Annotated in this window: 29 protein-coding genes and 1 tRNA gene; 21 read left to right on the top strand and 9 right to left on the bottom strand. The window is 44.7% G+C overall.

Going from position 1 to position 20,009, the window contains the following annotated elements; translation table 11 throughout:
* Positions 1 to 46 precede the first annotated feature (46 nt).
* Together tnpA and ACI4OH_RS05275 are read right to left on the bottom strand one after the other, a co-directional pair.
* Positions 47 to 454 carry an IS66 family insertion sequence element accessory protein TnpA gene (tnpA, locus tag ACI4OH_RS05280; protein WP_439784327.1) on the bottom strand — a complete coding sequence of 136 codons (408 nt, stop codon included), beginning with the start codon at positions 452 to 454 and terminating at the stop codon, positions 47 to 49.
* 181 nt (positions 455 to 635) lie between these two features.
* Positions 636 to 920 (bottom strand): hypothetical protein, encoded by a 285-nt coding sequence (locus ACI4OH_RS05275; protein ID WP_439784326.1) that lies wholly within the window; start codon positions 918 to 920, stop codon positions 636 to 638.
* A 64-nt stretch (positions 921 to 984) separates the two neighbouring features.
* On the opposite strand from ACI4OH_RS05275, the gene ACI4OH_RS05270 reads away from it, so the two are divergent.
* From ACI4OH_RS05270 to ACI4OH_RS05220, 11 genes are all read left to right on the top strand, one after another.
* Positions 985 to 1,368: a hypothetical protein gene (locus ACI4OH_RS05270; protein WP_439784325.1), complete on the top strand. Its 384-nt coding sequence runs from the start codon at positions 985 to 987 to the stop codon at positions 1,366 to 1,368.
* Positions 1,369 to 1,383: 15 nt separating this feature from the next.
* The gene (locus ACI4OH_RS05265; protein ID WP_439784324.1) at positions 1,384 to 1,650 is read left to right on the top strand and encodes a hypothetical protein; all 267 of its coding nucleotides are present in this window, start codon (positions 1,384 to 1,386) and stop codon (positions 1,648 to 1,650) included.
* A complete protein-coding gene (locus ACI4OH_RS05260; protein ID WP_439784323.1) occupies positions 1,651 to 2,025 on the top strand; it encodes a DUF1828 domain-containing protein in 375 nt (124 codons plus the stop codon).
* Between the two features lie 8 nt (positions 2,026 to 2,033).
* Complete coding sequence (locus ACI4OH_RS05255) at positions 2,034 to 2,363, top strand: hypothetical protein (protein ID WP_439784322.1); 330 nt, start codon at positions 2,034 to 2,036, stop codon at positions 2,361 to 2,363.
* 15 nt (positions 2,364 to 2,378) lie between these two features.
* A complete protein-coding gene (locus ACI4OH_RS05250; protein WP_439784321.1) occupies positions 2,379 to 3,002 on the top strand; it encodes a hypothetical protein in 624 nt (207 codons plus the stop codon).
* Positions 2,999 to 3,367 (top strand): hypothetical protein, encoded by a 369-nt coding sequence (locus ACI4OH_RS05245; protein WP_439784320.1) that lies wholly within the window; start codon positions 2,999 to 3,001, stop codon positions 3,365 to 3,367. Before ACI4OH_RS05250 ends, ACI4OH_RS05245 begins: the two co-directional genes overlap by 4 nt.
* Before the next feature lie 50 nt (positions 3,368 to 3,417).
* The gene (locus ACI4OH_RS05240) at positions 3,418 to 3,762 is read left to right on the top strand and encodes a hypothetical protein (protein ID WP_439784319.1); all 345 of its coding nucleotides are present in this window, start codon (positions 3,418 to 3,420) and stop codon (positions 3,760 to 3,762) included.
* 14 nt (positions 3,763 to 3,776) lie between these two features.
* Positions 3,777 to 4,088 (top strand): hypothetical protein, encoded by a 312-nt coding sequence (locus ACI4OH_RS05235; RefSeq protein ID WP_439784318.1) that lies wholly within the window; start codon positions 3,777 to 3,779, stop codon positions 4,086 to 4,088.
* An 86-nt stretch (positions 4,089 to 4,174) separates the two neighbouring features.
* Positions 4,175 to 4,432, top strand: coding sequence for a hypothetical protein (locus tag ACI4OH_RS05230; protein WP_439784317.1), 258 nt, complete (start codon positions 4,175 to 4,177; stop codon positions 4,430 to 4,432).
* A 128-nt stretch (positions 4,433 to 4,560) separates the two neighbouring features.
* Positions 4,561 to 5,115: a hypothetical protein gene (locus ACI4OH_RS05225; protein WP_439784316.1), complete on the top strand. Its 555-nt coding sequence runs from the start codon at positions 4,561 to 4,563 to the stop codon at positions 5,113 to 5,115.
* A 44-nt stretch (positions 5,116 to 5,159) separates the two neighbouring features.
* Complete coding sequence (locus ACI4OH_RS05220) at positions 5,160 to 5,519, top strand: hypothetical protein (protein ID WP_439784315.1); 360 nt, start codon at positions 5,160 to 5,162, stop codon at positions 5,517 to 5,519.
* Between the two features lie 92 nt (positions 5,520 to 5,611).
* Here ACI4OH_RS05220 and ACI4OH_RS05215 read toward each other — a convergent pair whose 3' ends face one another.
* Both ACI4OH_RS05215 and ACI4OH_RS05210 read right to left on the bottom strand, forming a co-directional pair.
* Positions 5,612 to 8,686: a MobA/MobL family protein gene (locus ACI4OH_RS05215; protein WP_439784314.1), complete on the bottom strand. Its 3,075-nt coding sequence runs from the start codon at positions 8,684 to 8,686 to the stop codon at positions 5,612 to 5,614.
* Positions 8,661 to 9,038: a hypothetical protein gene (locus tag ACI4OH_RS05210; RefSeq protein WP_439784313.1), complete on the bottom strand. Its 378-nt coding sequence runs from the start codon at positions 9,036 to 9,038 to the stop codon at positions 8,661 to 8,663. The genes ACI4OH_RS05215 and ACI4OH_RS05210 overlap by 26 nt, the downstream gene beginning before the upstream one ends.
* A gap of 328 nt (positions 9,039 to 9,366) precedes the next feature.
* On the opposite strand from ACI4OH_RS05210, the gene ACI4OH_RS05205 reads away from it, so the two are divergent.
* From ACI4OH_RS05205 to ACI4OH_RS05180, 6 genes are all read left to right on the top strand, one after another.
* Positions 9,367 to 9,642, top strand: a complete 276-nt coding sequence (locus ACI4OH_RS05205; RefSeq protein WP_439784312.1) for a hypothetical protein — start codon at positions 9,367 to 9,369, stop codon at positions 9,640 to 9,642.
* Positions 9,643 to 9,674: 32 nt separating this feature from the next.
* On the top strand, positions 9,675 to 10,091 hold the full coding sequence (locus ACI4OH_RS05200; protein WP_439784311.1) for a hypothetical protein: 417 nt from the start codon (positions 9,675 to 9,677) through the stop codon (positions 10,089 to 10,091).
* Positions 10,088 to 10,972, top strand: a complete 885-nt coding sequence (locus ACI4OH_RS05195) for a hypothetical protein (RefSeq protein ID WP_439784310.1) — start codon at positions 10,088 to 10,090, stop codon at positions 10,970 to 10,972. Before ACI4OH_RS05200 ends, ACI4OH_RS05195 begins: the two co-directional genes overlap by 4 nt.
* Positions 10,973 to 10,990: 18 nt before the next feature.
* Positions 10,991 to 11,581, top strand: coding sequence for a hypothetical protein (locus ACI4OH_RS05190; protein ID WP_439784309.1), 591 nt, complete (start codon positions 10,991 to 10,993; stop codon positions 11,579 to 11,581).
* A gap of 23 nt (positions 11,582 to 11,604) precedes the next feature.
* Positions 11,605 to 12,042 (top strand): hypothetical protein, encoded by a 438-nt coding sequence (locus ACI4OH_RS05185; protein ID WP_439784308.1) that lies wholly within the window; start codon positions 11,605 to 11,607, stop codon positions 12,040 to 12,042.
* Positions 12,043 to 12,110: 68 nt separating this feature from the next.
* Positions 12,111 to 13,616 carry a hypothetical protein gene (locus tag ACI4OH_RS05180; RefSeq protein ID WP_439784307.1) on the top strand — a complete coding sequence of 502 codons (1,506 nt, stop codon included), beginning with the start codon at positions 12,111 to 12,113 and terminating at the stop codon, positions 13,614 to 13,616.
* A gap of 172 nt (positions 13,617 to 13,788) precedes the next feature.
* Here ACI4OH_RS05180 and ACI4OH_RS05175 read toward each other — a convergent pair whose 3' ends face one another.
* The 5 genes from ACI4OH_RS05175 to ACI4OH_RS05155 all read right to left on the bottom strand — a co-directional run bounded on the left by ACI4OH_RS05175 (position 13,789) and on the right by ACI4OH_RS05155 (position 16,297).
* Positions 13,789 to 14,061 (bottom strand): hypothetical protein, encoded by a 273-nt coding sequence (locus tag ACI4OH_RS05175; RefSeq protein ID WP_439784306.1) that lies wholly within the window; start codon positions 14,059 to 14,061, stop codon positions 13,789 to 13,791.
* 3 nt (positions 14,062 to 14,064) lie between these two features.
* Positions 14,065 to 14,511, bottom strand: a complete 447-nt coding sequence (locus ACI4OH_RS05170; RefSeq protein WP_439784305.1) for a hypothetical protein — start codon at positions 14,509 to 14,511, stop codon at positions 14,065 to 14,067.
* A gap of 283 nt (positions 14,512 to 14,794) precedes the next feature.
* The gene (locus tag ACI4OH_RS05165; protein ID WP_439784304.1) at positions 14,795 to 14,962 is read right to left on the bottom strand and encodes a hypothetical protein; all 168 of its coding nucleotides are present in this window, start codon (positions 14,960 to 14,962) and stop codon (positions 14,795 to 14,797) included.
* Positions 14,963 to 15,058: 96 nt separating this feature from the next.
* Positions 15,059 to 15,760, bottom strand: a complete 702-nt coding sequence (locus ACI4OH_RS05160) for a hypothetical protein (protein ID WP_439784303.1) — start codon at positions 15,758 to 15,760, stop codon at positions 15,059 to 15,061.
* 192 nt (positions 15,761 to 15,952) lie between these two features.
* A complete protein-coding gene (locus ACI4OH_RS05155; protein ID WP_439784302.1) occupies positions 15,953 to 16,297 on the bottom strand; it encodes a hypothetical protein in 345 nt (114 codons plus the stop codon).
* A 727-nt stretch (positions 16,298 to 17,024) separates the two neighbouring features.
* On the opposite strand from ACI4OH_RS05155, the gene ACI4OH_RS05150 reads away from it, so the two are divergent.
* The 4 genes from ACI4OH_RS05150 (at position 17,025) to ACI4OH_RS05135 (ending at position 19,982) form a co-directional block, all read left to right on the top strand.
* Positions 17,025 to 17,447: a zinc ribbon domain-containing protein gene (locus tag ACI4OH_RS05150; RefSeq protein WP_439784301.1), complete on the top strand. Its 423-nt coding sequence runs from the start codon at positions 17,025 to 17,027 to the stop codon at positions 17,445 to 17,447.
* A gap of 531 nt (positions 17,448 to 17,978) precedes the next feature.
* Positions 17,979 to 18,050 (top strand) — tRNA-Gln (locus ACI4OH_RS05145).
* Positions 18,051 to 18,702: 652 nt separating this feature from the next.
* Positions 18,703 to 19,647, top strand: coding sequence for a pentapeptide repeat-containing protein (locus tag ACI4OH_RS05140; RefSeq protein ID WP_439784300.1), 945 nt, complete (start codon positions 18,703 to 18,705; stop codon positions 19,645 to 19,647).
* Positions 19,644 to 19,982 carry a hypothetical protein gene (locus tag ACI4OH_RS05135; RefSeq protein ID WP_439784299.1) on the top strand — a complete coding sequence of 113 codons (339 nt, stop codon included), beginning with the start codon at positions 19,644 to 19,646 and terminating at the stop codon, positions 19,980 to 19,982. The genes ACI4OH_RS05140 and ACI4OH_RS05135 overlap by 4 nt, the downstream gene beginning before the upstream one ends.
* The last annotated feature ends 27 nt before the right edge of the window (positions 19,983 to 20,009 follow it).

The following is a 20,009-nucleotide window of genomic DNA, read 5'->3' as shown; positions in this document are numbered from 1 at the left end:
GTATGGCCACAGGCCAAATAGATGTGGTCTGCTGTGATATTCCGGATTAACATGGTGGAAACACATCCCTCAGAACGCAAAGCGTCTGCCGCAGCAAATCTGGCGGCGTATCCTCTGAAACCACGATCTTTGCTGGACCGCATTGAATTTCCAGATGATGAGCAGAGTGCTTTTTTGCCGGCTTTGCCGGTTTCAAAGGAACAAACTGAACTGTGTCCTGCGGAACTGGTACAACCGGCTCTGCAGGAGCTGGCAAAGTGGCGGTTTCCTGTTGCTCTTTCTGTGTAATTAGCTCACGCCGGATCTGCCTCTGCCAGTAGTAGAACTGATCTATATTCATGTCTTCGCGGCGACAGAAGGCCATGGCAGATAAGCCGCTGGCATGTTGTGCCAGAATGATTTTCTTCCATTTCTGGATTAAATGCTGATGCTTGACCTGCTGGACTGTTGACAATGCAAATCCCTCCCATATTGGAAAAACTGAATTCCCCATTCGGGAAATTTTGAGTTTTTTGTACTGGAAATTTTGAGTTTTCCGTGTGAGAGTATTATCTCATATGGGTGAAAGGATTTAAATACACTGGATTATTAAGCGCTTACCGTATATCTATTTAGGAACGGGCAAGGAAGGGTATTTAAACTACCGCCGCGTCCGCACAAAAGCCGAAGCCGAAGAATGGCAGGCCATCAATTTCACGGATAAAATCTACGAAGCGTATTATCACGAAAAGCCCCATCAGGAAATTCTCGAAGATACCACGGCCACCCAGGGTGCGGTTCTTCTGGTACTTTCCAAACACGTTTACCAGGCCTCCTGGCTTATGGGGGGACGCAAAGAAGAACCCATGACCTTTGCCAAACGCGTTTATGCAATGGAAGAACATCACCGGTACACACCAGAGTTCTTCACGTTCTTCCACGACCATCTTCCATTTTAAATTGAAATCCACCGTATGTAACCAAAAAAAAGGGAGAAGGATTTTTATGAGTAAGAAAGTACCTGCAAAGAAACCGCGTTGCCCGTTTGAAAAAGAGACTGGACGCAACTGCTTCCGCTGTCCGGAAGCCGATTGCATTTGTGCCGGAACGGGCACCAGCAAAGAAGAACGCGAGATGAATAAATGTGGGGATGTACCCTGCCGTCCTGTTCATCTTGACCTCGTACCGAATCAGAGTGCTCCTGTTAAAGCCATTCCGGAGCGGTACGACTATCACATGAAAACGTACCACCTCAAAAAAGAGACGATTGAAAAACGGTTATCCCATATGTTTGGCGATAAACTTCGTCCCGTCGTTGCGCCGCTTCGGAGAAAATCGTTCTGCAAGAATCCGGAATCTGTTTCCCTTTCTCCGCACGCCTTTTTCTAAAAAGGGGGGCTATCGATGAGCAGGCTAGAAGACCAGGATGATGAACAAAGACAAAACGGCACCATCCGTTTCAGCCATTTCTATCATTCCAGGCGTCCTAAAAAATATTTAGAGCCCACCAGACAGTTCTCTTTTTCGATTCCGGTCTCCATGGCTGAGAAATTTAAAACTCTGGCTACTATCCAGAAGATAACGCAGACGGAACTTGTTACCCGCCTGATTCAAAAAGAAGTCGAAAAAGAGCATGAGACGATACAGCGATTTAGAAAGAAGGAAACGTAAATGCTGGAAACCGCAATCAAAGAGGCCTTGCAGAAGGCAACCGGTCATCTGCTGACGGTAGATTTTTTCAGGTCCGGTTCTTCGCCTAAAAGTGCCATCATCAGCACACCATTTCTTGACCGTCATTTCGACGGTATCCACTTCTATCTGGAAGAAGAAGAGGATGGTTCGTATCTTTTCCATGATGATGGCTATTATCTTTCGGATTACACCGACGAAAAGGCCCTGTATTACCGAAACAAATTGAACTTTATGTTTTGTGCAGAAGTCGATAAAAAGTCGCGCCGCATTCAGATGCGCTGTGATGCCGATGACTTTGATGAAACCATTCGGACCTATTTAACGATGCTGGTCTTCATTGCCACGCAGGCATAAGGAAAGGAATGAGCTACGTGAACACTCGCCCCATTTATCTGGTAGAACATTTTTCGACCGAGAAAAATGCTACCGCTGACATTCTCGTTTTCCCTGATTTTGAGACCGCACAGGACATCTTTTTGGACTTCTACGGTCAATTCCTTGGCATTGAGGTACCACATACCTGCCCGGACTATCCGACCGAAGATATGTCTGAGGTCAAAAAAGCCAAGGCTCTTTATGAAATTGAAAGTTACGAGAACGCGATGGATGCCCTGGAGATGGCACAGCGGAACTGCGGTTTTGTGCAGGACGGCCATCGGTTCATCTTTCGCAGACTCTTGATTGATTTTTGAAAAGAGGTTATCTGCTTGGAACTCTATATTGCCCAATCCCTTTGGAACCATGACGAACCGGAACTGGAAAGCGAACGCATTTTAGTCGAACTAAATTGCAGGCACAATCTTTCGGCACCGGTTACGTTTTCCCACTCGTTTCTTTCCCTCTATGCGATGACCCAGAGCCGCCTTTTTCTCTTAGGTCGTTGCCTTCAGGATATGGCCCATGCCGATGCCGTCATCTTCAATCACGGCTGGCAGAGACAGCGTGACTGCGTATATCTCTACGAAATGGCCACGCGCTTCACGAAGCCCATCTACTTTGTCGATGATTTCATCTTCTTATATGATGAAAAAACACAGCAGTTTAAGCCAAATCCTTATTTAGAGGACCTCAGCAGAGTTCATGCGGTGGAAATCAGCAAACATTTTTATCCCGGTGGGCATGAAACAAACGTCATGATTGGGTATCAGGTCATTTCGCAAAACGCTGACCATCCGGACATCCGGCCGGAAATGCAACGGGCCCTCCCAAAAGCGACCAAGCAGGAAATCCAAGCATTTACCGAAAAGCTTGAAGAACTCAAAACGGACAAGGACTTTCAAGCCATCCTTTCCTTGCTTCAAACCATGGCGAGGGAAGGGGAGTCTGCTTGATGGAACCGCCGTACACCGTCTTTATTTCGAAGAAACAGGTCTTACACATCGTCCATACGTATGAACTGGACACGAAGCCAAAAGACAAAGCGATAAAAACGCATCTCATCCGCGTTTTGGATATGCTTCCGACTTTTTCCATGACCTCGGCCTTACTCATACGGCTACAAAAGGACCCCGACGTGTTTTTAGATAAACGAATTGTTTTAAATGAGCAAGACCTGATTTCTTATATTGAGCGAGATTCCGTCTTGCGCATCCTGACTTCTCAGGAAGCCCGCAAGAAGGCCAAGAGCATGGTGGCCGAAATCGAATCTCTGCCTATCTTATCTTTTTCGCCGAAAGCGATGCAGGAGCGATTTTAGAAATTGGTGCTTGACAAAAGGCACTACATAACAGAAAGGAGATGCTTCTGATGCGTATCAACCATGAGCAGACCGCAAAGGATTATCTGACGTTTCGCATTACCAATGCCTACGACCCCAAGACCCAGGAATTTACCAAAACCGTTTCTCTCTGGGGGTACACCTATAGCATGACGATGGCCGAAAGTTCTCACCATCCAGGAACCGCGATTCAGGTTGGTCCGTCTTTTACCGACCAGCTCGCAGAAGATTTTCCAAGCATTCCAGAGGACGAATTACAGAAACTTGACGATGCTTTTCAGGAAGCACAGGACGGCATGAGCTTATCCAATGCCAAGAATCTCTTTTTCTATATCTTAGCAAGTCATGATTTGGAACGTTGCTTACAGAAATGAAAGGATGATAAACCGTGTTTACGATTACACAGCAGTTTGATACCGATAGCGAATACTATACGAAAACCATCCAGATTCTTGGGAAAACCTATCACATGGCATGGAGGCCTGGTAAGGTCCCAGGTCACTATACGGCCATCTCGGATAGCCCGTCCTTTGCCAAACAGCTTGAAAAGGAGTATCCAGACGTTCCAAGCGATGAATGGGAAGAAATTGAAGATGCTTTTGAAGAAGCCAATGATTTCCTTTCCATGCGCGATGCCTATGAGGCCTTTCTAGACGTTCTCTATGAAAACGGATATGACGGGGAAGGAACGACCGACTAATGGCCGTCATTTGGACCCTTGCCATCCTGCTGATTGGCTTTCCCTTCCTGCTTCTCTTGTTCGGGTACCTCTTACAGGATGTGCTGATGAAAATGATTGCAAAAACCTCGTTGCTCTTCCTGTTCATCAGCGCATTTCTCGTCCTTGGCTGGGCGTTTCACGAAGAGCCCCGTCTGCAGGAAGAAGCCATCCGGCACATGGAAATGTTTTCGATTCACAAAGCCGATGCAATTCATTTTGTACGGGATGCGGATACGAAACCTATCGCATCCCGTATTTTTTTCTGGCCAGGCCGCACGCTCTTTGAAATTTTTCCATCTGAAAGGAGTCTTTTCCATGCTTGAAAAATGGAATGCCGCATTCAAAAAACATGTTCCTGCTTCTCTTCGTTTGTTTGGATTCGTTTGTATCTGCGTCCTCGCGATGATGCTTCTTACGTACTGGATTTGCATGGGTTAAAGGAGATGCTCACATGAAAACACATCATCTGCTTGGCGTAGCCTGCGCGATGCTCTCGCTCGTTTCTCTTTATGGACACGCGATGGCGATGCCCGTATCCGAAGCCGATATCGTCATGGCCTCGGCCGCTTATGGCCCCGAAGACATCTTAAAAGATACCGATTATGTCGTAGAAGCCCGCCTTGTAACCTTGCCTCAAAAGACCATTCAGGAAGTTTTTGCTACAAAAGATACGGTCGTTTTATCCGCAAAGGATAGGAAACGCCTGCATCTAAACCGTGCAAGCTCTACCAGAATATCTGCCCGCAGTCAAGAGTTCTTCACGAGCAAAGCAGGTACGCTACGCGGATACTTCCAGTTAGACCCGCTTCGCCTCAACGAGGCGCATATCAGCTGTACGGCCATCCAGAATGGGCACATCTATCAAGGGATGGCGAACCTGGAAAAAGGGCAGACGGTCCTTATTCGCAACCAGCGCAATCTTGACAAGGAAACCGACCCGCACCTTGCTTTACTGCTTTCCTTCCATCCGCTTGATGATGACGACGAGGATGGAGATATCGAATAAGATAGGGAAATAGATTCCCTGCTCTTTCAGGAAAGGAAGCTCTTATGGTTATCTTCATTATCATCGGCCTGTTTTTACTTCTTGATGTCGTCGCCGGAAGCTGGGAAGACCGAAAAACCAGATTAGCGGTACGTGTGCTCTTCCTCGTTTCCCTCATCGTTGGCGGTGGCCTCTTCTTCTTCCTCTCGCATGAAGTCGCAGAGGATGGGGAAGCGGTCATGCAGTCCTTTACCGTATACCGTGAGGTCACGGATAAGGATACGCCCGACTACCAGCTAACGGTTGAATCGCTCCCTGGCATGAAGGTCATCACCTACACCGACAAGAAATACGAAAAAATTCTCATGAATGCCGCGACCGTCCGCTATTACATCACACCGGACCTACGCGTCGAGAAGCTTTAAAAAAGCCTCTGCCTAAAAAATGGCAGGGGCTTTTTCAATGGAGTTTTTATCTTTCGTGTTGCGCAAAAAAAAGAGAACCGAAAACGGTTCTCTCAAAGATTGGCATAAAAGTTCTTGTTAAATTCTTCTTCCTTCTGTGCTTCACTCATAAGGGACCAGTTCTTGAGGCCCATATCGTCATCTTTGCTGACCGCGACCAGCTGGGCATACGCATTGTTGCCCATCAGAGCTTCGGCAATCATCGAAGGCCTGTCAATCGGCGATTGGCCACCGCTACCGCTATTTGCAATCTTTTCCGCAATCGCCGTTACCGCTTTATCAAGTTTCGACTTTGGTTGCGTAAGCGATGGGGGAACCGTCTCGCCAATCAGGATGGCCTTGGCTTCTTCTTTCGTCACCGTGCGGTACATCCTTGGCTTATCGCCTTCCTGTTTTGCTACACGCAAAATGTTATTGAGTAGCTTCTGCGTGAAGTCAACATGGGCCTTTTCTGCCGTGTAATCCTTCATCGTATCCAAATACGCTTTTCGAACTGGCTCATTCTTCCGCAGTATACCGGCACTAATTTCCTGAAGCTTTTTATTGATTTCCGGTCTACGGAAGAGCTCATCCCAATGGGCAAAGGAATTTTCCAACAGCTGACGCTTCTTGATAAGCTCCCGATTCCATTCATCCAGCTCAGTTCGTCTTTGCATCAGGGAATCCAGCGTAACACCTTCTATTTTTTTCCCCATCAGGATGGCATTTTGTTGCATGTGCCAAATCCCGTTTTCCTTCTCATACGCTTTCTCGTTCTTTTCGAGTTTGCGCATGAAAGCACGAAGCTTTTTGAGTTCGCCCTTGCTGTAAACATCCTTTGCGATATCCAGAGCACGGAACGGCGAGATGATTTTCTTATGCAGGGCATCCGCTTTCCTTTTGAGCCGATACATATTCCGTTTCCGGCCTTGTAAGCGTTTCTTGATAATACCATAAAGCTCCGAGAGCGTATACGAGTCCTTCATGTTTTCTTCGACGGTTCGTTCCTGCAGGGCATCGTTTAAATCGCGCGTTGCGTATTCGAGTGCCTTTTCCGCTTTTTGAAGAATGGGTTCCATCTTCCGGTTCTCTTCGAGTGCTTTATGGGTAAGAAGCTGGATTTGTTTTTCAATATCCGGATTCTTTAGCCGAATGTTGATTGTATCAACAGATTCTTTTAAAGATGTTAATTCGTCAGCAATCGCCTTTTGCTTCTCTTTAAGAGCTGGTCCTAATTCTTGAAACGCTTGCAACGCATCCGCATCTTTGGTATCCGGTTTTTGCAGATTTTCCTCAAACGTCTTCCAGTGTTCCTGTTCTTCTAAAAGATGTTTGTACCGAAGGTAAACATTTCGTTCTTCTGAGGTCATGTATTCAAGACGAGCTTCTTCCAGGGCATCCTCCGGCGACACGAGCATTTCTTTTTTGTGCTCATAATCGTGAATGGTATTTAAGAACCGCGTTCGCAGTTTGCCGATACGCGTTGAGGCATCCAAATCACTTTCCTGAAATTCCTGCGAGTCAATTACACGCTTGGCATCGTCTTGGAGCTTTTCTTCTTTTTTATCATGCTCTTTTTTGGCAAGGTCATGTTCCATGACATCGGCCTGAAAGAGCAAGTCGAGATATTCCTTTTGCTCAATCCGGTATTTCTTAATCGTCTCAACCAGCGGGTTATCTTCCCGCATCACACCAAAATTCCCAATATGCTGTTCCGGAATCCGGTGCAGAATTTTAGCAAGCAGGGTATCGCCATTCTGTAATGCTTCCTGTTCCTGGGCTTTTAAACTGCGATGGTCCACCTGCGTGCGGAATCCGTACTTGCGAAGAACATCATTCGTGATATCCGCAAACGTCGCGCGGATACCAGGTGTTTCTTTTTTATCCGACCACTTGCGGTCTGTTGGAGCTCCATGCGTGCGCTTGGCTTCTTCCGACTGGTCCTTGGCGTTTTTCCGGAGCGGGTACGAAAAGTAGTCCGACCGCTTGCGTTCCTTTTTCTTTTCCACGTCATCAATGATACGAGGGGAGAACATCAGGTGCACATGCAGGTTGTGTGTTTCGCCGTTGCCCATCGAGCCGACTTTATCATGAACAGCCAACGTGTAATAGTGGTTCGGTAACACTTCATCGATAAACCGGTTCACGATTTCCAAATTCTGTTCGAGCGTCAATTCGTTTTGAAGCGCAAAAACGACTTCCTTATACCGGTCCGATTTTTTGGGCGAGTACCTATCGGCCGCTCGGAAAAATACATTCGGCGAATCTTTTGCCCACTTCGGTAAGCGGTGCTGGGTATAAACGCATCCACCTTTTTTCTTGAACGCCTTCTCGCGGTTGATATATTCAACATGGCGAAGGGCTAAAAGTTCTTCCTTGTTTGCGTCGATATTTTTTAGAATACGCCTTGCCGCTATTCTTGCTCTTTCTCTTCTTGCCCAAGATAAACTCCATCGCACAGGGGCAGGTCTTGTGGATTCATCGAATCCCACGCGACGCTTTTCGTCACGTTGCAGAACGCGTTTAGGTTGTTGTTCAGAAGGTACCACATGCAGTTCGGACAATTTACGCAAGCTGGAAATGGTTTTGGGGGGAGTAACGCTGGCAGGTGGAGTGCGCAAAACTGGAGCGTCGGACTCTGAAAGGATTCCGGCTCGGATAATTTTTCCACCTTGTCTTCGGTATTCTTCTCGTTCATGTTTCCTCTCTTCTTTCTTCTTTTCAAAAATAGCCTGCAGGTTTTCGTCTGCAAACGAAACCGGCAGGTTTGCTACAAGGGCCGCGTGCACGCACTTGGCCTGAAAAAGTTCACTTCCACGAATCACCAAAGGGCCAGGCATTTTTCTCTGCGCGACCATCATGGCAATCGCAATCGTATCAGGAGATGGGTCGTCGGTTATCACAAGACCCTTTTTCGTATTCGTAATCGAACCAAACGGGCTGTCATAGAGTAAGAGCGTATTTCCCTCAACGGCATCTTTTATCCCTTCCGTCGTTATGACGTTTTCCTGATTCTTGGGGTCTTTTTCATCAATGTTTTCATACTTGCCCTGGCGTTCAATGTACGATGCATGTTCCGTTGCTTTTATCGGCGTACCGAACTTGCCAGGCTTTTTATCATTCTTAATCGTGAAATAGTACAGGGCCATCTTCTTCGTCCTTTTGCACTTTTTGAGAAGGCTTACTAGGTTTTTCTTTTTCCTGCCGCACTTTATACGCGCGTTCCATTTCGGCAATCAACTGGTCCAAATTGAGGCAAAGGGAAGCCTTGTTTTTTGAAACAAGCTCTTTTTGGTACCAGGAAAAAATCGCCATCAGGACATTTTCGGCAACCGGCGAGGAACACGGAAAAGTGTAAGGGTTATCGTCACCTGCGACATAAATCAAAATTCCCAGACCAACGTGATGTACCATTTTGGATACTTGCGGCATCGCTAAGTAGATGGTATCCTCACATCCTTCCAAAAGTCCGGACTTTGCAAAGCGAAGAAAACACATCAAAATCGACCTTTCCAGAGTAGTTCTTAGCCAACGGCAGGTTCAGGGAGCGGAGGCGACCGGCAAAGGGATTTTTGCTCTCGCAAAAATGGATAGGCTGAAAAGCCTTGACGTATCTCGTTTGTCTCAGCTTTTCGCTTTGCGAAATGCATAAATGCGCTTCTCCATATCCCTGTGGTTCTATTTTAGCATAGCGGCTCCTAAAAAAGTGGGAAAGAAGTGGGAAAGAAGTGGGAAAGTTACTTCCCACTCTTCACACAGCCTCAAAAAAGTATGTTATACTGGCGGTGCAAAGGGAAAAATACCGACGGAAGGAGGGGATTGCACCAAGATGTCTTACAAACAAAATACGCGGGAAAAGATTCGGGAACTCAAGCAAGAAATCAAAGCAACCGAAGACCAGTTATACATCACCCAGCGAAATTTGGAAAAAGCAAAAGGACGTGCTCGCATCAATAAGCTCATCCGTGTGGGTCTCATTGTGGAACAGGCAGGCCTTTTGGATTCCTACAGTGAGTACGACCTTTACCTGCTTCTCGTACAGAATCGGGACTACCTCACGAAAAAGACGAAGCAGATGGTGCCTCCTATCCAGTTCAAAACCTGATGCAAAGAAGGTGTTTCTTATGTCAAAAGGATGTGCCATCATCCTTCCTTCTTCGGTCGCAAAAGAGGCCGAGGAAGAAGAAAATCGTCTTTATCGGAACATCCTGCGGGGGGGCTTATCAAGTTCGTGTTGGGAAGGAAACTGTACGATACGACTTCCTCATTCCAAACGAAGAAGATGCCAAATACGACTTTCCCTACGATATCTGGCAGGAAGAAGATGTCGGCGGTTACGATTTTTCGTTAGGCGATACCCTCTTTCATCGCCCCGGTAAAGAAGACCTGATTCGACCGAATGCGATTCCTTACGAAGAGGTTTTCGAGCTCGAAGCGAAAAAAGAACTTCAAGGATACCTAAAATCCTACCTTCCATCTTCCACGATTAAAACCGCATCGGCAAAATTCAACGCAGGATACAAGAACGCAACCGGTAAGGTGGTGACAGCATGACGAAGTTATGTAATATCGAACTGCCTCTTTCCGTTGCGCATAGTGCAGAGGACAACACGAAGTTTCCAAAACTTCATACGATGTTGTCTGAGGCCATCTTTTCTTTTTCCTGGCATAACATAGCGCATTACGTTTTCGAACTCGAAGACGGAACGGATGCCAAAGAACAGTTTGAGGAACTTTCCACGTATGACTTTCCATATAACCTTTGGCAGGAACCGGATGGCATTTGGGATGATGATGCCGTTTACGGCGACACGCTTTTTCACAGGCCAAGCGAAAAAGATATCATCCGGCCCAGTGCGATTGCCTTTGAGAAGCTTACCGTCATGAAGTCGATAGAAGAACTTCAATCCTTCCTAAAACAGTATGAGCCCTCTTCAAACATCGAAGAGGCGACAGCTGAATACGACCTGACGGAATTTCGGGAACAGTATTATAAGGAAGAAAACGAACAAGCGGGGGAAGAACTACCACGAGAAGAAGAACCGCCACTAGAACCGCCGAGCGTACCAGAACCAGACGACATCAAGAAGTCCACTTTACAACCGACCAAGAAAGTGAAGCCGCCTTCTCGTCTTACTATGGAGATACGACGCTTTTTAAAAGAGAAGAAAAAAGGAAAGCTCAATACGATTCCAAATTTCAACAGCCTTCCTGGACCGGAGCGGACTTTTCTAAACGACTACTTCATGAAGGTCAAAAATAAAGCAGACCGGACGAAAGAAATTTATTTACGCGGTACCGTTAAGAGTGCCATTAAGCGGAAGGATTCGCCTACGCTTATTATGCACTGTATTGAAGCTTACGCTATCACGAACAATGTACTGCGAGAACAGAATCCGAAAGCTTATGCAGAGCACATCTATTTAACTTGTTAATTGAGAGGGGGATACGTTATGTCAAAAGTATGTACCCTAACCATTCCACTTTCTGTTGCTCAGGATGCCAGAGAAACAGAGAATCGACTATTTATGAATGTACTTTCGTCTGCCTATCAATCTTTTTCTTGGAAAGAAACGAAACAGTATAGTTTTGATATTGGTACTGAAGAAGATGCTAAAAAACGGTTTCAGGATTTATCTGCTTATGGTTTTCCTTACGATGTCTGGCAGGAATCCGATGTTGGTGGATATGAATTTTCGTTAGGCGATAAACTTTACCATCGCCCTGACGAAAAAGATATCGTTCAGCCTGGTGCGATTGACTATGCTGAGATTCTTGAAATCAAGTCGATGGAAGAACTTCAAAAACGCATTCAGTCCTATACACCGTCCTCTACGATTGAAGAAGCTTCCGAAAAGTTCAATCAGGAATATGCCAGTATCCATGAAAATTATCGGTTAACAAACGAAGGCCTGGATAAAGTTATTCATTTTATTCAGGAATGCGCCGCAAAGCGGAAGGAACTTCTCGATGCCGGAAAAGATACCGGTGAAGAAGCCTTCTACCAGAAAACGGCAGAAGCGATGCAGGCTCGCACTCATTAATTTTATGAAAGGATGTTTTTATTATGCCATCGAAAAAAAATTACGTCGCACAGATTAACCGCAAAGCTCGTATGCTGAAAAACTTGCAGGACAGCCTTGCCAAACAGAATGAAAAAGCAGATAAGCTTCAGAAAGAAATCAAAGAACTTTCCAAGAAGCAGTATTCCAAATGGGTCGATACCTTCCTGACGGAAGTCATCGAAAATGAAATCAGCCTCGATAAGATTTCTCCGAAAGATGTTGTTGCTTACCTCAAGGAACAGTATCCGGCAAGTGAAGCGGAAGAAACGCCGGAAGAGAAACCAGCGGAAGAAGCCCCGGAAGAAAAACCGGAAGGCGAAAAAGAGGAATCGGCTCCGGAACAGCCGGAAGAAAATCCGGAATCAACCAACGAAGAAACCCAGGCAGAGGATAACGAAATCAAACCGGAAGATGCTTGGCAGGCTCCGCAGGCATTCTAAAAAAACTTTTTCCCGAAAGGCCGTCGCGAAAGCGGCGGTCTTTTTTCAAAACAGAAAGGAGGCTCCTTATGCTTTTAGATGAAGTATACGAACAAACCTACACATTCGCGCCAAAGGATTTTACTCCAGAACCTATCATCCGCAATTTCGATGAAGCATTAAAAAATGCTCCTTCGCGTGACGACCTTGCTTTTCAGCTGTCACCAGATTACCGTAACATCTATCTTGCTTATTTAAAAGATGCCGAAGAAACCCATCCGCATCTTCATCATAGCAATCCCAACGACCTGGCTACACTGGAAGGAAAGGTTGCCCAAAATCTTTATAAAGACCAATATCCGTATGATACCATCATACACATCATGACCAATTCGCCAAACGTACCAAAAGGATTAGCAAAAGACCGACGTGTCCGCTGGGGTATGGCCAGCCTGCGTGTCAGCAAGAATCTCAATCCACTTTTATCCATGCCAGAAGTTACACAAGCAAGACCATTACATCAGTATGGGATAGGAAAAGGCGGTAGTGATAAGGACCTCTATTTTTCCAGTCTCAAAACCGTTCTGGAAAAGAAGCCGGAACTCCGGCTCAAAGAAGCAGATGCCTACGTCGTCAAGCTTTTGACGAAGAATCGTTTTAAAGATACGTACCTCGAAAACGTACTTTCTTATTCGCCTCAGTTCGATGCCGATTACCAGGACGTTCCAGAAGATGACAAAAGTAAATTGTTATTCTTTGAAGAACTCCATAACAACATGAAGGCCTTTATCCAGGAAGCACAAAAAGACCTCACGATGCCAAAAGCAGAAAGCAAGGCACCTATCATGGAAGCTACCACCGAAACACCAACAACCAAAGACACCAACGAAGAAATTCTGCATCAGTTCATGCAGAAAATTCAAGTCATCCGTTCCAAACAGAAACAGGTCGATGCCGTTTCTTATTGGAAGACCATCATGGATTCCATCAAGAAGACCTTCGAACTGCTTGACATCAACAAGGTCAATAGCTGTTGCAAGCTTCTCATCGACTGGTGCGAAGGAGCCGAGAAGGCAACGCGTGAGATGAACCTTCAGGAACATCCGGAAGTTCGTCAGATTCAGCGCGATGCCGCACTCTATCTAAAAAAGACACAACTCATGCAGGAAGATTGGGATAAACTCTTTACCATGCTCATGCATATGGAAAAAGTCTCGAATCAGCTCATCTGTGAAACCATGGAGACCGTAAAAAAGAATCCACTTTTACAGAGCCCAGCCGTTTATACGGCCACGCCGTTTGAAAAACTCATCCGCACACCAGCCCATAAACCAGAAGAATTTTATTACTCGGCCCTTCGAAAAGCCGTCCTCGATGAACCAGGCCTTGACCTCTTGACTGCCGACTTGCGCGTCAAGGACCTCTTAGGAGCACCGCCGTGCAACTTCGATACGCACCAGAAGGCCATCGTACTGGCACACTCGCCAAGATATAGGGGCCTTGCCAAGAGCCAGCGCGAACAGGAAGCGTCGCACTGGATAACTGTCACGGATGCCCAGAGACGAATGCAGAAGAAAGAGCAGGGCGATTCATAATATATATAGTAGGAAAATGAAGAAGGCCTTGCACCTAAAAAGCAAGGCCTTCTTCTAGAATGGTATCCATGAGACCATTCTGACACCAATCCTGATACCAATCATACAATCGAAAAAGTCCTCGCAAAAAAAAGAGAACCTTGCCATTAGGCTTGGTTCTCTTTCTCTTCACTTATTTATCCTTACATGGTTCAAGATAGAACATTGGGTGTTTATCCCAATGTTTATCCCAGACCGCGATGTAGTCACCGGATGGGCGAGCATCGACAACGTAGAAAGCCGATGCTGGAAGTTCCATCCACTTACCAAATTTTTCATACACCTCAAACGTAAGGGAAGGGGGATTATCCGAAAGGGATGCAACATGTCCGGTGGGGATGCGTGTTGCGTAGTAGTTTCCGTCTGCGTAGTGGCTTTCCATTTCAATCAATTCATACGTTTTCATTTTTTATTCCTCCTTTTCAAGGTCAAGACTGGGAAAATCATATGCTCTTAAACGTTTGTCAGTTCCGTCAATGTTTGCCCAAATGCGAAGAAAATCACCTTTCCCTCTGCTTTCCACAAACCCCCATACTGGAAAGCGCATCGTCTTTTCCTTGTAAAATTTTGTATTATGAAATTTTATCGTATAGAATCCTAATTTTGCGCCATGAACCACTTCGATATAATAATTTTTTTCGCCATCCCAATGGTCAAAGACATCATTGTAAAACCAATGGGCGTTTTTTTCTTCGAAGGCTAGAATTTCAAATTCTCCGGCTTTCTGGCCTTGCTTGCTTCTGCTCAGATATTCTAGGGGATAAGTCTTGCCGACTTTCTCCCTTGCGGAATTAAGGTAATCTTCCAGATTCAGTTCAGATTCTTCTCTGTATTCTTCTCCATTAATGGTAATCATCTTAATTGCTCCTTTCAATCTTCGTAGCTCTTATCTCTTTCCTTCTATATTTATATTATAGCATATTTTGTCAATAAATACAAGATTTATAAATTAATAAATCTAAAAATATCAAAACAAGGCAGAATAGGAGAGCTTTAAAAACTTCCGGAATCTGGCCTTTATTCCTTCCGGCAGGCCAAATGCCCAGCAAAAATCTATTCCTTCTTAGTCGGCGAAGCCGAAAAAAAATCCCGCATTTCTGCGGGTTCACAAAAGACAACCAATCCTCTTTTCTTTATTATCAAAGCAATCCATTCCGACGACCAATCTCTATAATCTCCGATTTTGATAGTTTCGTAATCCTTACGATTTGCTCGATACTAAACTTTTCCTTGAGCATTTCAACAGCATCTTCCAGTTTTGCCTGAACTTTCGCTTCCTGTTTTATATCTTCAAATATCTTACTCATACACATGCCGCCTCATTTCCAATATAAATTATAGTGTATTCAACAGTACCGCCAATCAAAGATTTGCACGTACTCTGCTCATCATAATACATTTCTTTAATCAAAAGAATCTGGGTCAATCTCGTCCATTTCTGTACCTTCCGGAATATCCAAAAGGACTTCATTCTCATCCGAGCTCATCAACATCAAAATCCATTCTTTCTTTGCCGTTACTTTCCAGACCGTACCATGCTCATGGAAGCGCGTCGCAAACCATTTTGCCTGCACGATATCGGTCGTCCAGGAGAGGGCATCTTTACTCTTTTCATTGTAGCTCGTCACGCCGCGATACGCCGTAAACGTATCGGGGAATCTACCATACGCCTTCATGAGCTCTGGTGTCATCAAAAAGGATTTTGGAATCGGTCTTATCATCTCGATAATATCCTCACGCGATACATTCGGGTCCTTTGTGATGCATTCCACCGTCGGCCAGGCCTCGCGGAATAGTTCGCCAAACTCCTTTGGGTCGCAATACGGCTCGATAAACTTCAGGAAAAACAGCCGGTAAGGGGGATTGATAAGAAAAAGCAGAGATTTTGTACCGCGCTTTCTTAACGCACGTTCCATTTTCTCACGCCAGATGGCCGCATCCTCTTTCTTTGTTAAATCAAGAAGCTTACCATCCGTACTTCCGATATAGACGCTGTTCGTAAAGGGATGTGACGCAATAAACGGTATCCGTTTATCCGGACGAACAGGGAGGTCTAGTAAAAATTTTGCTATCTTATGGATTTCTTCAATATATACGTCCTTCATTTTATTTCCCTTCTTCCAACTGCTTTAACGCTTGCTCGGCCGCTTTTGGCTTTTTTCGTACTATTTGAACGAATCGCTTTACAAGTTCCCACTCGTCATCAAAAGCACGGACCTGGTGTTGTCTGCGCTCACCGGTAGCAGGACGGCCAGCCCGTCCTGCCGTGCTCCAGCCAAGGTTTCCTCTTCCCGGCATCATCTATCCTTCCTTTCTAGGATTGCAAATTCTACTGTCTTTTCCAGCTCGTCTGGAAACGCGATATTTTCACCCCAATAATCAATAATGGGGTCCCTTGTCGGGTCGCTGTAATCAAAGCTATCGGTATCCGGAAGTTTCCAACCAACATGGTAAATAGGGGCCTGATATGTATCGCCATTCTGTATAAGTTCATCACCAATCTTTACGGCCTTTACGACACATATACGCTCATGCGTGTCATTGTCATCCGGCATCGTGAGAATCAAATACCTATCCTCATATAACTGCTCACAGGCATGATACGAATAGCCTTGAAAATGCATGTCTTTCGTTACCTTCATAGCGCAATTTCTCCTTTTCTTTTTCTATCCATATTATACGACTTTTGTTTAATTATTGTCAATCATAAATTAGATAATAAAACACGATTGAAAGCAAAATAGGGAAGTAGAAAAGCCCCAAAAATTTGCATCAAAAAAATTGAAACAAAATAAGAAGAAGAACCTGTCCATTGTGGACAGGCCCTTCTTATCCTTCTAATTTGCAAAAAGACAAGAAACTTTTTGTCTTTCTATATGATATAATAAACGTATTGATGGGGATGTATCAAAAAAAACAGATGACTTACGTCTTTTTCCCCTCAATTTCATCGTCAGGGGAGACTGGCGAGCCCCGCAAGCAGGGCCTCCGTATTTGGATTAAGATACCAATGGTAATTTCCAATGTCCATTTCACCAAATATAAATGCTTGCTTCATGGCAGTAAACTGTGGTCAGTATAAGATGGATTCCCCAAGTTCTTTCTTATTGAGCGGTTCGATTCCGCATACTGCCTGTTTTCTTCATCTCCTTGAGCAAAACACGATATAGAAATAGCCTGCTATTAAAGCAGGCTATTTCTATATCGGAATGATTCATACCATGTAATTTTACCAAAAAATTTCGCGGTTTTTAGAAGCCTTTTCCTGCAACAGATTCCACGTATGGTCGCATTACTAGTGCGCCTTTTGCTTTACATTACTTTAAAATCCCCAAGTAGCTTATTTTCGGTCTCTGCGCTTCCGCCTTTTTGTATTCTTCTTCAAAAGGCATACCGGATATCCGCGTTTTAAATCCAAATACAACCATTGTCAATCTTATCGTACTCGCGGTACGGGTAACGGCATCCGCATTGAAGGAAACAAGGTACGCTTACCCAAAATCGGCTTTGTCAAAATCAAGCAGGATAGGGAATTTGAAGGCAAAATCAAAAACGCTACTATCAGCCGTACTAATCCATAAAATAGATGCTTCATATCCATCCAGCCAGATTTGTTCCGTTTGCGGCTATCAGAATACAAAGATGGAAAACTTATCGGTTCGGAAATGGACCTGCCCAAACTGCGGCAAACATCATGACCGTGATATCAATGCCGCCAAGAACATCTTGATGCGGGCACTTGAAGAAGAAGCTTCTTTAAGTCAAGAAAAGCCTTCGTCAACTACGAAATAGATAGTTTATACAGCCTGTCCACAATGGACAGGCTGTGTTTCTACTTCAAACTTGCAAAAAGACAAGAAACCATTCTCCTTTCTCTATGGTATACTAAACTTATCCTTTGAAAGATGATATTTGCTTCATCAGACAACTCATTTCCTTCATTCAAAGGACTCCTTTCTAATGGCCCGCGAATACCTGCTCAATTCGCGGGTAGCATGGTGACATCGTTTAATTGATAAGACACAGGGCATCTTCGTCGTTCTATTCCTGTATACCGGTTGAACTCCGGTTGTTACCGCTAGGATATCTTGATGACATCATTATTTACCTCCTGTAAGAGCCTGTCCACAATGGACAGGTTATTTTTTTTGCAAAAAGACAAGAAACTTTTTTCTTTGTTTTATGCTATCCTATAAGAGTAATGCGGCGTTGCCGTTTTGTTACACTTATCATATTTCCTCATCGTCAGGGGAGACTGGCGAGCCCCACCAGACAGGGCCTACGTATCGGTTAGCATTTCCTGTACAAATGTCTGGACCTCATGACAGCATAGCCAAGTGGTAAGGCACGGGACTTTGAATCCTGCATCCGTTGGTTCGAATCCAACTGCTGTCGTATTTGTATCTCATACCTCGGTGTTTGTTTTTCTTTAACTCTCTTAGCTTTAGCCTGTCCATTGTGGACAGGCTGTTTTTTTCCTTCCTTTTTGCAAAAAGATAAGAAACTTTTCACCTTTCTACATGATATAATAAATTTGTCAGTGAAAGAAAACTATATACTACATAACAAAATGCAAAGCAAACTTTTTCATTGATTCCATCGTCAGGGAAGACTGGCGAGCCTATCAGGCAGGGCCTCCCTATTCCAGGTGCTTCTCTTTTTCTCCGGCGAGAAAAACGCATCGAACGAATACAAATGCCTGCATCATAACAGCATAGCCAAGTGGTAAGGCACAGGACTTTGAATCCTGCATTCGTTGGTTCGAATCCAACTGCTGTCGCCATTTTTTTCTATATTTCTTCCGTGAGTAAATGAATGCATACTATTTCACCATTCCAGTATCATTCATCTATTCTATATGCCATGGGATTGCACCTAAATTTTCTCACTTGCGCCGGAGAGAAATCTCCGGCCATCATGGTGTTCTGTGGGGAAGCCCTCCAATAGAATGCCCATAAAAAACCTTTCTTTCTATTAGATACGTTACATACACAATAAGAGGCCTTTTTTAAGGCCTTTTGTTGTATCATAAAAAGGAGGCCTGTCTATGCCAGAAGTTCGGCCAATCGGCTCAGAAGAGCTTTACTATATTTTACAGCAACACGTTTTGTGGCAACAAAGCGGCCATCTAAAAGGACAGCAAGCCGACTTATCTTATCGGGATTTTCGAGAACGTAACATCCATCATTTTCAAAAAGTATCCCGTCGAAATTACATCAATGATGTCAATTTCACCGGAGCAGACTTTTCCAATGCCAAGCTCGAAGACCTAATCTTTGCGAACTGTACGCTTACGAATGCAAAATTTATCGGCACGAAATTCTTTAATGTAGATTTTCAAGGCTGTAACTTAAATCAAGCAGACTTTTCCAAGAGTGAACATCGAAATGTCTATTTCAACTATAACGAGAAAATGACGGACACTTATTTTCGTCAGGCCTTTGGTATCCAGCTCCGGTTCAACCGGAATGATATGCACCATGTTAACTTTACTGGATTTTCTGCGATTGGCAACGAAAATAACTTCCTGGATAATAAGATTACGCACATGATTGCCTATAGCGCAAACTTCAATAATGTGATTTTCCAGAATGATGCCATCAAACAAACCGATTTTATGGAAGCGACGTTTCATGGAGCAAAATTTACCGAATGCACCTTTGATAAGGATTCGGATTTTTACTCCTGTAACATCGAAGATTGTCAATTTGTGAGAGGGGAGCCACCATTTCCACTAATTCAAACGGCTATTTCCCTTGGAGATGAAACCGTACCGATTGCCTGCGATATCAACGGGAATCGAATCATCTGTGAAAAATGGGTCGGCGAGCGTCGCACGGAAAACATGCATTTCTTCCGGAAACGCATCCAAAATTCTTCCATGGAAAAACCGCTTCAAAATGTTATTTTAAACGTCTGCGACAATTTCGAGAAAATTTGCAACGAGTACCGCGTTAATCAGAACAAACGGAAAGGACAAAAAGGATTATGATGTACTATATTGATGCCAAGAAGCTTGCGGACTGCATGAAAGAAGCCAACGTGACGCGGGAGACGTTGCGGTTCTATACCTATAAATCTCAGGACCGTATCGATAAGTTCCTCGCAGGCGGTCCGACACGCGACCGTTTCCTGCTCGGCGATATCTGTAATGCCCTCAACATGCTCCCAGATAGATTCTGTAAATATCAGGTGGAGCCAGGCGACGAGAGTGACAACCTTGCCATCCTAAATAACCTGATGGACCCCGATACTCCGATGGACCCAGACGAAAGCCATTACCAGGAATGGGGCAAAGAACCACCAGTGTTTGTCCATGCAAAATAACCGGTCCATTATGGACAGGCCGATTGC

This window comes from Mitsuokella apri, from assembly GCF_051886055.1.
Classification (GTDB): domain Bacteria; phylum Bacillota; class Negativicutes; order Selenomonadales; family Selenomonadaceae; genus Mitsuokella.
This window is presented reverse-complemented; position numbering and strand designations above follow the sequence as displayed.

Coding starts and splice junctions, on each gene's coding strand:
- ACI4OH_RS05270 (WP_439784325.1), top strand. CDS start 985: ATGAGTAAGAAAGTACCTGCAAAGAAACCGCGTTGCCCGTTTGAAAAA.
- ACI4OH_RS05265 (WP_439784324.1), top strand. CDS start 1,384: ATGAGCAGGCTAGAAGACCAGGATGATGAACAAAGACAAAACGGCACC.
- ACI4OH_RS05260 (WP_439784323.1), top strand. CDS start 1,651: ATGCTGGAAACCGCAATCAAAGAGGCCTTGCAGAAGGCAACCGGTCAT.
- ACI4OH_RS05255 (WP_439784322.1), top strand. CDS start 2,034: ATGAGCTACGTGAACACTCGCCCCATTTATCTGGTAGAACATTTTTCG.
- ACI4OH_RS05240 (WP_439784319.1), top strand. CDS start 3,418: ATGCGTATCAACCATGAGCAGACCGCAAAGGATTATCTGACGTTTCGC.
- ACI4OH_RS05230 (WP_439784317.1), top strand. CDS start 4,175: ATGAAAATGATTGCAAAAACCTCGTTGCTCTTCCTGTTCATCAGCGCA.
- ACI4OH_RS05225 (WP_439784316.1), top strand. CDS start 4,561: ATGAAAACACATCATCTGCTTGGCGTAGCCTGCGCGATGCTCTCGCTC.
- ACI4OH_RS05220 (WP_439784315.1), top strand. CDS start 5,160: ATGGTTATCTTCATTATCATCGGCCTGTTTTTACTTCTTGATGTCGTC.
- ACI4OH_RS05215 (WP_439784314.1), bottom strand. CDS start 8,686: ATGGCCCTGTACTATTTCACGATTAAGAATGATAAAAAGCCTGGCAAG.
- ACI4OH_RS05205 (WP_439784312.1), top strand. CDS start 9,367: ATGTCTTACAAACAAAATACGCGGGAAAAGATTCGGGAACTCAAGCAA.
- ACI4OH_RS05195 (WP_439784310.1), top strand. CDS start 10,088: ATGACGAAGTTATGTAATATCGAACTGCCTCTTTCCGTTGCGCATAGT.
- ACI4OH_RS05190 (WP_439784309.1), top strand. CDS start 10,991: ATGTCAAAAGTATGTACCCTAACCATTCCACTTTCTGTTGCTCAGGAT.
- ACI4OH_RS05185 (WP_439784308.1), top strand. CDS start 11,605: ATGCCATCGAAAAAAAATTACGTCGCACAGATTAACCGCAAAGCTCGT.
- ACI4OH_RS05180 (WP_439784307.1), top strand. CDS start 12,111: ATGCTTTTAGATGAAGTATACGAACAAACCTACACATTCGCGCCAAAG.
- ACI4OH_RS05175 (WP_439784306.1), bottom strand. CDS start 14,061: ATGAAAACGTATGAATTGATTGAAATGGAAAGCCACTACGCAGACGGA.
- ACI4OH_RS05170 (WP_439784305.1), bottom strand. CDS start 14,511: ATGATTACCATTAATGGAGAAGAATACAGAGAAGAATCTGAACTGAAT.
- ACI4OH_RS05165 (WP_439784304.1), bottom strand. CDS start 14,962: ATGAGTAAGATATTTGAAGATATAAAACAGGAAGCGAAAGTTCAGGCA.
- ACI4OH_RS05160 (WP_439784303.1), bottom strand. CDS start 15,760: ATGAAGGACGTATATATTGAAGAAATCCATAAGATAGCAAAATTTTTA.
- ACI4OH_RS05155 (WP_439784302.1), bottom strand. CDS start 16,297: ATGAAGGTAACGAAAGACATGCATTTTCAAGGCTATTCGTATCATGCC.
- ACI4OH_RS05140 (WP_439784300.1), top strand. CDS start 18,703: ATGCCAGAAGTTCGGCCAATCGGCTCAGAAGAGCTTTACTATATTTTA.
- ACI4OH_RS05135 (WP_439784299.1), top strand. CDS start 19,644: ATGATGTACTATATTGATGCCAAGAAGCTTGCGGACTGCATGAAAGAA.